15 protein-coding genes are annotated in these 13188 nt (G+C 41.6%); 13 read left to right on the top strand and 2 right to left on the bottom strand.

Annotation, left to right across the window (positions count from 1 at the left end; all coding sequences use genetic code 11):
• Window positions 1–327: 327 nt before the first annotated feature.
• Window positions 328–759 carry a VOC family protein gene (locus CVD27_RS09820; protein ID WP_101647719.1) on the bottom strand — a complete coding sequence of 144 codons (432 nt, stop codon included), beginning with the start codon at window positions 757–759 and terminating at the stop codon, window positions 328–330.
• Window positions 760–912: 153 nt separating this feature from the next.
• On the opposite strand from CVD27_RS09820, the gene CVD27_RS09815 reads away from it, so the two are divergent.
• Together CVD27_RS09815 and CVD27_RS09810 are read left to right on the top strand one after the other, a co-directional pair.
• A complete protein-coding gene (locus tag CVD27_RS09815; RefSeq protein ID WP_101647718.1) occupies window positions 913–1449 on the top strand; it encodes a DUF1697 domain-containing protein in 537 nt (178 codons plus the stop codon).
• A gap of 18 nt (window positions 1450–1467) precedes the next feature.
• Window positions 1468–2019 (top strand): thioredoxin family protein, encoded by a 552-nt coding sequence (locus CVD27_RS09810; protein ID WP_101647717.1) that lies wholly within the window; start codon window positions 1468–1470, stop codon window positions 2017–2019.
• A gap of 41 nt (window positions 2020–2060) precedes the next feature.
• Here the strand turns inward: CVD27_RS09810 and plsY are convergent, their stop codons facing one another.
• A complete protein-coding gene (gene plsY / locus CVD27_RS09805; RefSeq protein ID WP_101647749.1) occupies window positions 2061–2690 on the bottom strand; it encodes a glycerol-3-phosphate 1-O-acyltransferase PlsY in 630 nt (209 codons plus the stop codon).
• A gap of 372 nt (window positions 2691–3062) precedes the next feature.
• Here plsY and CVD27_RS09800 point away from each other — a divergent pair, with 372 nt between their 5' ends.
• The 11 genes from CVD27_RS09800 (at window position 3063) to CVD27_RS09750 (ending at window position 13033) form a co-directional block, all read left to right on the top strand.
• Window positions 3063–3638, top strand: a complete 576-nt coding sequence (locus CVD27_RS09800; protein WP_101647716.1) for an RNA polymerase sigma factor — start codon at window positions 3063–3065, stop codon at window positions 3636–3638.
• Window positions 3599–4180, top strand: a complete 582-nt coding sequence (locus CVD27_RS09795; RefSeq protein WP_257984317.1) for an anti-sigma factor family protein — start codon at window positions 3599–3601, stop codon at window positions 4178–4180. The genes CVD27_RS09800 and CVD27_RS09795 overlap by 40 nt, the downstream gene beginning before the upstream one ends.
• Complete coding sequence (locus CVD27_RS09790) at window positions 4177–5262, top strand: DUF6677 family protein (protein WP_101647714.1); 1086 nt, start codon at window positions 4177–4179, stop codon at window positions 5260–5262. The genes CVD27_RS09795 and CVD27_RS09790 overlap by 4 nt, the downstream gene beginning before the upstream one ends.
• An 84-nt stretch (window positions 5263–5346) precedes the next feature.
• Window positions 5347–6261: a hypothetical protein gene (locus tag CVD27_RS09785; protein WP_101647713.1), complete on the top strand. Its 915-nt coding sequence runs from the start codon at window positions 5347–5349 to the stop codon at window positions 6259–6261.
• Window positions 6262–6354: 93 nt separating this feature from the next.
• Window positions 6355–7296 (top strand): diacylglycerol kinase, encoded by a 942-nt coding sequence (locus CVD27_RS09780; RefSeq protein ID WP_101647712.1) that lies wholly within the window; start codon window positions 6355–6357, stop codon window positions 7294–7296.
• Window positions 7297–7379: 83 nt separating this feature from the next.
• Window positions 7380–7925, top strand: coding sequence for a cysteine hydrolase family protein (locus CVD27_RS09775; protein ID WP_101647711.1), 546 nt, complete (start codon window positions 7380–7382; stop codon window positions 7923–7925).
• Between the two features lie 64 nt (window positions 7926–7989).
• Complete coding sequence (locus CVD27_RS09770) at window positions 7990–9459, top strand: nicotinate phosphoribosyltransferase (protein WP_101647710.1); 1470 nt, start codon at window positions 7990–7992, stop codon at window positions 9457–9459.
• A gap of 136 nt (window positions 9460–9595) precedes the next feature.
• Window positions 9596–10972, top strand: coding sequence for a 23S rRNA (uracil(1939)-C(5))-methyltransferase RlmD (gene rlmD / locus CVD27_RS09765; protein ID WP_101647709.1), 1377 nt, complete (start codon window positions 9596–9598; stop codon window positions 10970–10972).
• A 36-nt stretch (window positions 10973–11008) separates the two neighbouring features.
• Window positions 11009–11761 carry an NADPH-dependent oxidoreductase gene (locus tag CVD27_RS09760; protein ID WP_101647708.1) on the top strand — a complete coding sequence of 251 codons (753 nt, stop codon included), beginning with the start codon at window positions 11009–11011 and terminating at the stop codon, window positions 11759–11761.
• Window positions 11762–11809: 48 nt separating this feature from the next.
• Window positions 11810–12307: a YehS family protein gene (locus CVD27_RS09755; RefSeq protein WP_101647707.1), complete on the top strand. Its 498-nt coding sequence runs from the start codon at window positions 11810–11812 to the stop codon at window positions 12305–12307.
• Between the two features lie 18 nt (window positions 12308–12325).
• On the top strand, window positions 12326–13033 hold the full coding sequence (locus tag CVD27_RS09750) for a M48 family metallopeptidase (protein ID WP_101647706.1): 708 nt from the start codon (window positions 12326–12328) through the stop codon (window positions 13031–13033).
• Window positions 13034–13188: the final 155 nt, after the last annotated feature.

Genomic DNA, 13188 nt, shown 5'->3' with positions numbered 1-13188 from the left:
ACATTCTTTTCCCGGGAAATCGGAGAAAAGTCCTTTGGTTGTAAGGGGTAATTGAATTTTTAATCAAACGTTTAGTTGGTAAGAGATAGTAGGAGAACCTGTCGAAACATGTTGTAGGTGACTCATCTCAGCAATAATTTCTGGTTTTACTGATTGTAACTATTATTAAAAGTTAACCTGAACCTAGGTTTCATAAGGTATGATCGGGATTTAATCAAACGTTTGTTTAGTTTTTTAGAAAAATTAATCAAACGTTTAATTAAATATGAAGGAGTATGGAATAATGGAGTGAGAAAAAGAAGACGAGGATGTCAGGCATCCTCGTTTCTAAAAGGAGATCATCGCACCCCGTTCATCAAAGACAGCGCTGGGATTCCAAGCAACTTCCCAGAGATTCTTCTCCGGGTCGCAAAAATAAGCAGTGCGACCGCCCCAAAACGCATCACTTGGTTCCCTTAAAATCCTTCCGCCGGATTCTCGAATTAATTGGATGATAGAATCCACTTGATCTGGCTTTTCTACGTTTATCGCAAAAGTTACGGGGCGAAAGGTTTCAGGTGATTGTGGCAGGTCAACCCCCGCATCATTTGCCAGCTCCGCTATTGGAAAAAGGGACAGCAGGACGCCAGCAGTTCTAAAGACAGCATAATGGTCAGAGCTGCTTTCTGTTTCCTCCCATCCTAAGGATTTGTAAAATGCACGAAGTACAGGTAAATCATAGGCACCAATTGTAAGTAAACTAACCCTTTGTGGAATCATATTTCTTCCTCCATTGCCATCACTTGATTAATAATAGTGTTCTTCAAAAGATTGCTAGTCTCCTTCTTATTAGATGAAATAAAAGCATGTTTAACACCCGTACAAAATGGTAAGATTTAGTAAGCAGGTATTTAAAAGGAGCGGGGCTGAGGAATGGCTATTTATATTGCGCTTTTACGTGGAATTAACGTTGGCGGGCATCATAAGATGAAAATGGCAGATTTGAAAAGTCTTTTAGAATCGATGGGGTTACAAAAAGTCAAAACATATATTCAAAGTGGAAATGTTTTATTTAAATCAGAAGAGGAAGCCGAACAACTTAGTATGAATATTGAAGAGGAACTAAACCATACTTTTGGTTTTCCTGTTCCGGTTGTTTTAAGAACGGCGGAGGAACTTCAACAAGTTATTAATGATTGTCCATATTTAACGGATTCTTTAAACGAAGGGGAAAGTGTTCAAGTTGCCTTTTTGGGGGGAGAACCTTCCAAGGAGGGCATAGACCACATGTACTCTTATAACAATGAGCTAGAAGAGTGTAAAATTAAAGGGAAGGAAGTCTATTTCTTTTTCCGTAAGAGTATTAGGGATTCTAAGCTTGCATTGCAGCTGCCAAAGCTCAGCGTTCCAGCCACCGTTCGTAATTGGAAAACGGTTATCAAGCTTGCTGATATGTCAAAATTGCTATAAAAGGGGTGCTTTTTTTAGATGAATTTAAATGAATGGTTTCAAAAAGGATTGACGGTGGAGGAGTATCTCCACTCCATGAAGCAAAATAAAGAAGAAATGCTGACTATTTATGAGAAGTTCCATCTAACGGAAGAGGATCAAACCAAGCTGTCTCCTATTAAAGACCAAAATTTGAGGGTTATTGCCTTATCTGAGGATTGGTGCGGTGATGCGCTGCTCAACAACCCGATTTTGATGAAGATAGCCGAAGCGGCGGGGATGGAATTACGTTTTGTGCTCCGTGATCAAAATCTCGAGCTAATAGACCAATACCTGACCAACGGCACATCTCGTGCGATTCCTATTTATATTTTTATCGATGAAGAAGGCAATGAGGCAGCCGTATGGGGGCCGAGGGCACCAGAGATGCAGGCGCTTGTAACGGAGAGACGTGCAGGGCTTCCTGACCAGGATGCACCAGATTTTCAAGAGAAGCAAATGGCGATGTATAAACAACTGAGAGAAACCTATCTAACGGATGCTAGAATTTGGCAGACGGTCGCAGACAGCATCATATCTAAATTATTGTAACAAAGGGAGGGGGCACTTCAAGGTGAAGGCCCCCGTTTTGTTTACATTTTATAGCCGCCGCCGTTCTTTGGAGGGATGCGGTCTTTATTCAGGTTCTTATCGTTAATCTTTGGTTCAATGCCAAGGATGAAGTTTCTTATGTTGGACCTGTGCAGAAACAGTAAAAAAAGTGAGAATACTAAGAAGATCAGTTCTAATTCCAGTTTAGGAGAGAGCAGGGCATAAACGAGCATGCTGGCTCCAACTGAGATGGAGCCGAAGAATACATATTTCGTTAGGAAAATAACTATGAAGAAGCAAACATAGGTGATGATGAGTAATGGAATGTTGGCAATTAACAGGGCGCCAGCGGTAGTTGCGATGGCCTTGCCTCCTCGAAAGCCTGCAAAGATGGGAAAACAGTGCCCCACAACTGCTAACAGTCCGAAGTATAGCGGTTCTGCATCGAGTTGAAAGTAGATTGGCAGATATGTAGCTATGGAGCCTTTTGCCAGATCGATAAGAAGGACGAACACGGCCCACTTTTTTCCAAGTACCCTCAGTGTGTTAGTAGCACCAGGATTTTTGCTGCCAAGCTCGCGGATATCGACGTCAAAGAACAGCTTGCCCACTATTAAAGCAGTAGGAATGCTTCCAATTAAGTAGGAAGCTAGAAGTAACGACCAGAACATTTGCATCCTTCCCTCATGAAATATTTTCTAATAGCATTTTAACATACTTAAATGGGATTATTTTGTTAAATTATCAAAATTAGGTATCTGAGGGAGCGCTCTACATGAAACAGACAGATTTTGGCCATGTTGCTAATAGCTATGCGCGTTCAAGAGAAGATATACCTGTGGCTTTAATGGATTAATATTCCGTTACTTTTACCAAGCAAGAAGGGATAGGCCGAATGGAATCCGTTTCACAGAATAGTGACGATTAAACGTGTAAGGGAGTTCCCCTTCACGTTTTTTATTTTGCAGTGACGATGATGAAAAAAATTTATAAATTTTTAAAAATAGGTGTAGGGTTCGTTTGACGTTGTTACGTCTATTGATGTGAAAGAAGAAAGAAAGGGGGAGAGAACGATTAGTGACACCGTATTAATTGAAAAAGTACTCGAGGGCAACGATCATGCCTTTCGGCTTTTGGTCGAGAAGTATCGCAATGATGTGTTCCGGACGGTCTTTGCGGTTCTTCGCGATCAAAAGGAAGCAGAAGACGCTGCACAGGAAGTGTTTATAAAAATTTACGTCTCTCTCTCCCAGTATGAAAATCAAGGGTTTAAAACGTGGATGACACGTATTGCCGTTAACCATGCGATAGATATAAAGAGAAAGAAGGCAAGCAGAAGAGAGGATGTTGTAGACGCGCTTGAACAGCAGGCGTTAGGGACACCGAAGGATAGTGTGGAAAAAGAAGTGATTTCCCAAGACAGACGCCGTCTGGTTCAAATGAAATTAAAAGAAGTACCGGAAAATTACCGGGAAGTGATTTATGGTTTCTACATAGCTGAAAAAAGCTACCAGCAAATGGCTGAGGAACAAAATGTTCAGGTAAAAACAATCGAGACCAAATTGTATCGTGCAAGAAGTTGGATGAAGAAGAATTGGAAGGAGGACGATTTTTCATGAGGCATTACAGTTACGAAGACTGGCAGCAATACGTGAAGGGCGAACTTAATGTTCCTCTCCGTGAAGAGTTGGAAGATCATCTCTATACATGCGATCAATGTCTAGAAATATACCTACAAGCTGTAACAGAAAATGAAACATCCCTTCCGGTCCTTCCCGACGAATACAATTTCACCGACCACGTAATGGAAAGGGTGCCTTTTAACAATAAAATCGTAAGTAATGTGGAAATAGTCCCATCGGTGCCTGTCACCGAAAGTGCTGATGACATTGTGGAAATGGTGGATTCGGTGCCTGTCACCGCTGACGCTGACAAAAAGCCGTTGTATCAGCGGGCAGGGTTTCATTATTTATTGGCGGCTGCGGCGACGCTGCTTCTTATGTTCTCAGGGGCGTTTCAATCGCTGGCTTCTTATGCCAGCGGCATGGAGAAACCGATTATTCAGGAAAAGAAGCCTAAGCCTTCTGTGACGGAAGGCGTTATTAATAAAACATTTGCATGGATGGATTCACTAGAAAAGAAGGAGGCAAATAAGAAATGAAAAGCTCAACCAAGGCATTAACACTATCACTTTTTCCCGGCCTCGGTCATATTTATTTTGGCAACATGATTCGCGGGGTTCTTTATCTACTTTCAGTGGTTGGCCTGGCATTCGTTACGGTTATTGGATTAGTATCTAACACTGAAGAAGTTGCCATCTTAGCATTTATGGCAGGAATCTTTATTTATTTGGTCAGCTTCATTGATATGGGCGTACAAATATCGAAGCAAAAGAAGGCACTGCTCGCAGAAGAAAACCCTGACCTTCAGAATCCAAACAAATCTGCACAGGATTCGGAACGCTTTTACACGATTGTCCTTTCCTTTATCCCGGGGCTGGGACATTTCCAAATTGGTCTTATGAACAGGGGATTAACTTTGCTTGGGGCGTTTTTAGGGCTGGCGGTCATGGTCATCTTTGTCACTGCCATGTCCAACCGAGGGGAGTTTATGGTCTTCATGGCAGGATTGCCGATTATTTGGGTATATGGATTTTTTGATGCGGTGCAGCAGGTCAATAAAAAGCAGCGCGGGGAGGAGCTTGTAGACCGAACCATTTTTGAAGACTTTGACATGCGCCGGGAAGACGGCAAGAAGAGTAAATCCATTGCGACCTTCCTGTCTATTTTCCCAGGAGCTGGCCACCTTTACTTAGGTCTCCAGCGCCGCGGGATCCAATTAATGGCCGCATTCTTGTTCTCCATTTATATCCTGGATGTTTTAAGACTCGGAATCTTCTTGTTTTTAATTCCAATTATCTGGTTTTATAGCTTTTTTGATGCCATGCAAAAGGTTTCAAAATATGGGGTGGAAAAGGTGGAAGATGAACCAATTATCGCTTATTTTATAAACCATCAAAAATGGGTAGGAATTGGCCTTGTCTTGTTAGGGGTTTATTACTTATTCATGAATATCCTGCTTCCGGCCTTCGCGCCAATGATTAACCGCTTAATTAATGTTGATATCATGTATTGGATTCAGGGATATTTCCAGACTGCGCTAGTCTGTGTGCTGTTAATTGGCGGTGGAATCAAGCTTTTAACCGGAACTAAACCAAAAAAGGAGGCAAAAGGCCATGAGTAAGTGGGGAAGCAGGATGGCAGGTGTTGTACTGATTGGAGCCGGAATTGGGTTCCTTTTAAAAAAAACAAAGGGGGAGCATAAGGAATGAGGACTTGGCGTGTTGGAACATTTTCGATGGGGGCCTCGCTTATTTTTCTCGGCCTCTTCCTTTTCTTTTCAAAGTTTCTTGACTTAAAGCTTGTTCAGATACTTACAGCTTGGTGGCCGATCTTGCTAGTGGTTTTGGGCGGTGAAATTCTAGTCTATTTGTTTCTCTCCCGACAGGAGCAGCCTGTTTTAAAATATGATTTTCTCAGTATTTTCTTTGTAGGGATCATTGGTATGGCCGGAATCGCTTTTGCTGTCCTCAGTTCCACCGGAGTGATGGGCAAGGTGGAAGAAGTAATGGCGAGGGAAGTGCGTTCCTATGATTTGCCGGCTTTTTCTTATAAGACCGATGATAGTATCAAACGTGTAGTAGTCAAATCAGTTGGGTATGATATGACCATTGAGGCAACAGAGGCAAAAGAAGTCTCAATGTTTGGTACATACAGAGTGGAATCGGCCAAAAAAACAGCACTATTAAAAAGTGCGGAGGATATCATTACTGCAAATCAGAAGGGGGACACGCTTTATCTGAACTTTAAGATGCTCCCTGATGAAATGGGCCCGTTTCATTCACAGGGATTGGTAGCGGCAACCATCTTAATCCCCCATGATCTAAAGCTTGAAGTGGTTGGAAGTAATGACTCGCTTAGTTTAAAGCCGCGTACAATGATCAACGACTGGAATATTGAAAGTACCTCAGCCGTAACGGTCGATGTGTTGAAAAATAGTAATTTGAAGGTTGAGGCAATGGGAGTTGAACAGCTGAGAGGAAAGGAATGGAAGGTTTCGGAAGAAACTAAGGGTAATGAGATAGAGGCTGCACAAAAAAGCGCTGTTTACCAATCTGGTGAAGGAAAATACCGTATTCATATTAGCAATGCATATGATGTGAAGTTGAATACAAATCAATAAACTACTTACAATATATTTGTAAGCTAGAATAATAATTGGTAGAATATTCAACAGACAACGCCAATTGTTATTTAAAAAATAGGATGATGATTAATGAAAAGAGCAAGACTGATATACAATCCTACTTCAGGCCGGGAAATCCTGAAGAGAAATTTACCGGAAATCCTTGAAAAACTAGAGATTGCCGGATATGAAGCATCTTGCCATGCGACCACAGGTGCGGGGGATGCCACGAAGGCTGCTCAGTTAGCAGTGGAACGCCAATATGATGTTGTCATTGCAGCAGGCGGCGATGGAACCATACATGAAGTAGTGAACGGACTCGCAGAACAGGAATATCGTCCGAAATTAGGCATTATCCCAGCGGGAACAACGAATGATTTTGCCAGAGCTCTTCAAATCCCTAGAGATATTGGAACAGCGGTCGATATCATTACCAAAGGGGAACTGATCCCTGTAGACATTGGCCGGATAAATGATCGTTATTTTATAAATATTGCTGGCGGCGGCCGGATTACCGAGCTTACATATGAAGTGCCAAGCAAACTAAAAACCATGCTTGGACAGCTTGCCTATTATTTAAAAGGGATGGAAATGCTTCCGTCCATTAAAGCTTCAGACCTAAGGATTGAGTATGATGGAAAGCTGTTTGAAGGGGAAGCAATGATGTTCCTCGTTGGGCTGACCAACTCCATTGGTGGATTTGAAAAGCTCGCACCAGATGCATCGATTAATGATGGGCTATTTTCCTTATTAATTTTGAAAAAAGTAAACCTTGCAGAGTTTATCCGGATTTCTACGTTAGCAGTCCGTGGTGAACACGTAAATGATCCCAATGTAATCTATACACAGGCTAATCGTATCAAGGTTTATTCCAATGAAAAGGTGCAATTAAATCTAGACGGGGAATTTGGCGGTTTGCTTCCGGCAGAGTTTGAAAACTTGTACCGCCATTTGGAAGTTTTTGTTCCACTTGCTGATATTCGTCCGAATGACCGGCCGACCGATTGGGTGTCTGGTCAAAGATATAGTTAAGGAGAGTCCGTTCCATTTGGAGCGGACTTTTTTCCATATTCTGTGTATAATGAGTGAAAGACACTCTTAAGGAGGAAGCGGAAATGAAAGCCTTAATCAATATTGATTATACCCATGATTTTGTTGCAGATGCTGGGGCATTAACCTGCGGGGTTCCGGGTCAAAGGATTGAAGGGAAAATTGTGGAACTGACAAAGGAGTTCATTGCAAATGGTGATTATGTGGTATTTGCGATTGATGTACATGATAAAGGGGATGAATACCACCCCGAAACAAAGTTATTTCCGCCCCATAACTTAAGAGGAACGTCAGGCCGGGATTTGTTTGGGGCTCTTCAAGGTGTTTACGAGGAAAATACACAGAATGATCTTGTGGCCTATATGGATAAAACCCGCTACTCTGCCTTTGCAGGAACAGACCTTGAAATCAAATTAAGAGAACGGGGTATTACAGAGGTACATCTAGTAGGTGTTTGTACGGATATCTGCGTGCTTCATACGGCAGTCGATGCCTATAACAGGGGATTTACTATTGTTGTCTATAAGGATGCTGTTGCTTCTTTTAATCAAGCTGGCCATGATTGGGCGCTTGGTCACTTTGAACAAACGCTCGGTGCGGTGGTGAAATAGGTTTTTAAATGTTATTATGAGTTATAATGTTAATAAGCTGTAATAGTATTCCGGAGGTTTTATTATGAAACACTTTTATCATGATGATAGTTTATCTCTGCATACGGATCTGTATCAGATTAATATGGCAGAGACATATTGGAGAGATGGCATACATAATAAACGGGCGGTATTTGAGCTGTTCTTCCGTAAGCTGCCGTTTGGAAATGGCTATGCTGTTTTCGCCGGCTTAGAAAAAGTTATTCAATTTATCCAAGGATTTCATTTCAGTGAAGAAGACCTTGAATATTTGAAAAATGAAGTGGGTTACAAAGATGATTTCCTCGACTATTTAAAAAATATGCGTTTCACCGGTACGATTCGTGCTATGCAAGAAGGCGAGCTTGTCTTTGGAAATGAGCCGATTTTACGGGTTGATGCACCGCTCGGCGAAGCACAGATTATTGAAACGGCGTTACTTAACATTGTGAACTATCAAACATTAATTGCAACCAAAGCATCAAGAATTAAGCAGGTTGTTGGTGATGCGGTAGCGATGGAATTTGGAACAAGACGGGCGCAGGAGATGGATGCCGCTATTTGGGGAACAAGAGCCGCTTATTTAGCAGGCTTTGACTCAACCAGTAACGTAAGGGCAGGAAAACTGTTTGGGGTTCCTGTATCTGGAACACATGCGCATGCCATGGTTCAAGCCTATAAGGATGAATATACAGCTTTCCACAAATATGCAGAAACACATAAGGATTGTGTCTTTTTAGTTGATACATATGATACCCTTCGCCTTGGTGTGCCAAATGCGATTAAGGTAGCAAAGGAACTGGGCGATAAAATTAATTTCATTGGAATCCGTCTTGATAGCGGTGACCTTGCCTATCTTTCCAAAGAGGCTCGGAAAATGCTCGATAAAGCAGGTTTTCCAGAAGCGAAGATTGTAGCCTCCAGTGACCTAGATGAGTATACGATCATGAGTTTGAAAGGGCAAGGGGCAAGAATAGACAGCTGGGGAATTGGGACGAAGCTGATTACCGCATACGATCAGGCGGCCCTTGGTGCGGTTTATAAAATTGTTGCGATTGAAGATGAAAATGGAGAATTAGAAGATACGATTAAAATTTCCTCCAATCCGGTTAAAGTGACGACTCCGGGGATGAAGAGAATTTACCGGATTATTAATAATACCAATCATCATGCAGAAGGCGATTATATTGCGATGGAGGATGAGGTGCTGCCGGAAAAACGGCTGCGCATGTTCCACCCTACTCATACGTTCATAAATAAAATCGTAACTAACTTTACGGCAAAAGAACTTCACGTGGACATATTTAAAAATGGGGAGCTTGTTTATGAAGCCCCTTGTTTGGAAGAGGCGCGTGACTACTTAAAGCAAAACCTTGATGCCCTCTGGGATGAATATAAGCGTACGATGAATCCGGAAGAGTATCCAGTCGACTTAAGTCAAAAGTGCTGGGATAATAAGATGAGAAATATTGAGGAAGTAAAGGAAAAAGTTGCTGCAATGAAAGCGGAAGAATAAATTATTGGGGCGTCCTAACCAGGGCGTCCCTTTTAAATAGGCGGTGGAATTGTTGCCCCCACGAACCCCATTTCGTATTCCAACCCATTATATGTTACAATCTTTCTAGTCAATTTCGGAGCAAAGGAAGAATTGAATGAACAAAACCGTACCAGTAACTAAAAACGAGTATATAGATGTCGTGTTCGAAGATTTAACCCATGAAGGGTCTGGAGTAGCTAAGGTAGATGGGTATCCCTTATTTGTCCCAAATGGATTGCCTGGTGAAAAAGCTAAAGTGAAGGTAATTAAGACTGGCAAGAGCTATGGTTTCGGAAAGCTAATAGAACTTTATGAAAAAAGCCCGTACCGGGTGGAAATTCCAAGCAGCGATCGTCAAAAATATGGCGGCTGTCAGCTTGAACATATCAGTTATGCAGGCCAGTTAAAATACAAGGAAAACCAGGTTCGAGAGGTGCTTACTCGAATCGGCAAACTGGAGGATGTGGTCGTTCATCCGATCCTTGGAATGGACAAACCGTGGCATTATCGAAATAAAGCCCAGGTGCCTGTTGGTGAAAAAGATGGCAAATTAATTGCCGGCTTTTTTAAACCAAGAAGCCATGAAATTGTCGATACCGATGAAAGCCTTATCCAGCTGCCGGAAATTAATGAGGCAGTTCAGACAATCAAAGAGATTTGCAGCAGGCTTGGCATTCCGGCGTATCAGGAGGAGTCACATAAAGGAGTCCTTCGCCATATTATGGCCCGCTTCGGGAAGCAGACTGGCGAGCTTATGGTTGTGCTGATTACGAGAACCGCCGATTTACCACAAAAGGATCAGCTGATTGAGGAAATCGTTGCCCGGCTTCCAAAGGTGAAATCGATTGTTCACAATGTAAATTCCAAACGTACCAATGTTATTTTAGGTGAAAAAACAAAGGTGTTATGGGGTAGTGAAGTCATTTACGACTATATTGGTGATGTGAAATTTGCTATCTCTGCTTTATCGTTTTACCAAGTGAACCCGGTTCAGACAAAGGTGTTATACGACAAAGCCCTTGAGTATGCAGACCTAAGCGGGGAAGAGACCGTTATTGACGCTTATTGCGGAATCGGCACGATTTCTTTATTTTTAGCACAAAAGGCTAAAAATGTTTTCGGAGTAGAAGTGGTGCCAGAAGCGATTGAAGATGCCAAGCGAAATGCGGAGTTGAATGGACTGGCCAATGCCGAGTTTGCTGCGGGAGAAGCAGAGGTTGTGATTCCAAAGTGGTACAAGGAAGGCAATGCTGCCGATGTTCTCGTGGTAGACCCGCCTCGTAAAGGCTGTGATGAAGCCTTGTTACAGACGATTATTGATATGAAGCCTAAGAAAGTGGTGTATGTATCCTGCAACCCGGCTACATTAGCGAGGGATTTAAGAATTCTTGAAGATGGCGGATATAAAACCGTAGAGGTCCAGCCTGTTGATATGTTCCCGATGACAACACATGTGGAGTGTGTCTCGCAGCTTATTTTAGATGAGAAGTGATCAACGTGAAACATGGTATACAAAAGGAGTAATGTTATGAATGAAACGATTAGCGTAATTAAAAATCATCGTTCCGTACGGGAATTCATCCCTGAAAAAGATGTAAGCGAAACACAGGTGAGAGCAATTATTGAATCTGCTATGGCGGCGCCAAATTGGATTAATGGTCAGCAAGTGAGCGTTATCGAAGTAAGAGATCCTGGAAAGAAAGCAGCATTGGCAGAGGCTGCGGGCAAGCAAAGGTGGATAAAAGAAGCTCCCGTTTTTCTTGTATTTTGCATAGATTTTTATCGGGCAAAGCTGGCAGCTGAAAAAAATGGCGCTAATTTCCGAATTGTTGAGGATCTGGAGGCTGTTATCGTCGGTTCAACAGATATTGGAATCGCTTTGGGAAGTGCGGTAATCGCCGCTGAATCGATGGGACTGGGGATTGTCCCAATTGGAGGGATAAGGAGAAATCCCCACATCTTTGTTGATCTATTAGAACTGCCGGAATATGTTTTTCCGATTTCAGGTCTAGTCATTGGTCATCCAAGAACGATCCCTGCTCAAAAACCAAGATTGCCTCTTAAGGCAACCCATCTTAAAGAAAAGTATGATGCTGAAGTTCAAATGAAAAGCATTGACCAATATGATGAGACCATTTCAGCCTTTATGTCTGAACGGACGAGTGGGCAGGATTCCAGTGACTGGTCAAGTAAAATAGCGCATTTTTACGACAAAGGATTTGAACAATATGAAAAAAACACCAGTCCTGTGATTAAGAATCAAGGATTTCGTTATAAGTAGTAGAGATGTCTATAAGCGTTAGCTTTGTAAAAAACAGGAGGTTAATAGATGGATAATAACGATATTTTAATTCGTTTGAGATATGCTCTAGAAATAAAAAATAAAGAAATGGCAGAGATCTTTAAACTGGGCGGCGTGGAAGTAAGTGTACCAGAGGTGATACAAATACTAACAAAATCAGATGATGATGATGATGAAAATGACGTTCAAATGAAATGTAACAACAGTATGTTTGATTCCTTTTTAAATGGCTTTATTATTCATAAAAGAGGAAAACAAGAGCAAAAACCAGGGCAATCCAATACACCAGAACCGGTATCACCTAAAAGCGCAAATGTAAATAATCTCCTGTTAAAAAAAGTAAAAATAGCCTTGTCATTAACCACAGAGGATATGCTGGATATATTCGATAAGGCAGGCATCAGAGTTTCAAAAGGAGAACTGAGTGCTTTATTAAGAAAAGAAGGGCACAAGAATTATAAGGAATGCGGAGATAAATTTGCCCGGAATTTCCTTAAAGGACTAGCAATTAAATACAGGGGATAAAGCACGATAGGTGAAGATATGTTACATACCTACTCAGGTAAAACCATACGTTTTGAAATAAAGTACAAAAACCGAACCTCCTTAGGAATGACGATTGATAGCTATGGAAATCTGGAAATTCAGGCACCAAAAGGAACATCTGATGAAAGAGTGCTTCAATTATTAGAGGAGAAATGGGATTTAATTCAGGAGAAAATAAAAGAAATGAAGGATAGGCAGCATGGGCCGCAAAAAAAGGTCTATGAGCCTGGCGAGGGCTTTCTTTATTTAGGAACCACGTATCCCATACAAATTACTGAAAACAAAAATATGGAGCAGGACTATGTGGTGTTTGAAGAAGCAAAGTTACAAATCTATGTGAGGCATCTAGAGGATGAGAAAGTAAGACAAGCTCTAAAACGCTTTTATTATCAGCAGTGTAAAGCACTTGTAGAGAAGAGTATCTCCTCCTTTCAAAGACATTTTAAAACAAAACCACGTTCCATACGTATCACGGATAGTAAAACGACCTGGGGAACCTGCGATTCTAGGCAGCAGTTAACATTTAATTGGAGGCTGGCAATGGCACCTCATGAGGTGGTCGACTATGTCGTCGTTCATGAAATGTGCCATATGGTCCATCTAAATCACGACCGCTCCTTCTGGCGCCTTGTTGGAAAAATCATGCCTGATTATAAGGAAAAAGAAAACTGGCTGGCATTATCAAATTGGAAAATGACGGTTTAGCGGTTAGATATCAAGACAAATTGAGTACGATTTACTATTTTTATGTAAAGATTGGTATTCGATTATAATAGTAAAAGGTCCTATTGAAAATATAAGATAGGACCTTATTTTTTTGGGGTTTAATTTGGTTAAGGCCAATATATGTTTATTTTCAT

It is taken from the genome of Neobacillus cucumis, from assembly GCF_002860255.1.
Lineage (GTDB): Bacteria > Bacillota > Bacilli > Bacillales > Cytobacillaceae > Neobacillus > Neobacillus cucumis_A.
Note: the sequence above shows the minus strand (reverse complement) of the source record. Positions and strands in the feature narration are given on the sequence as shown.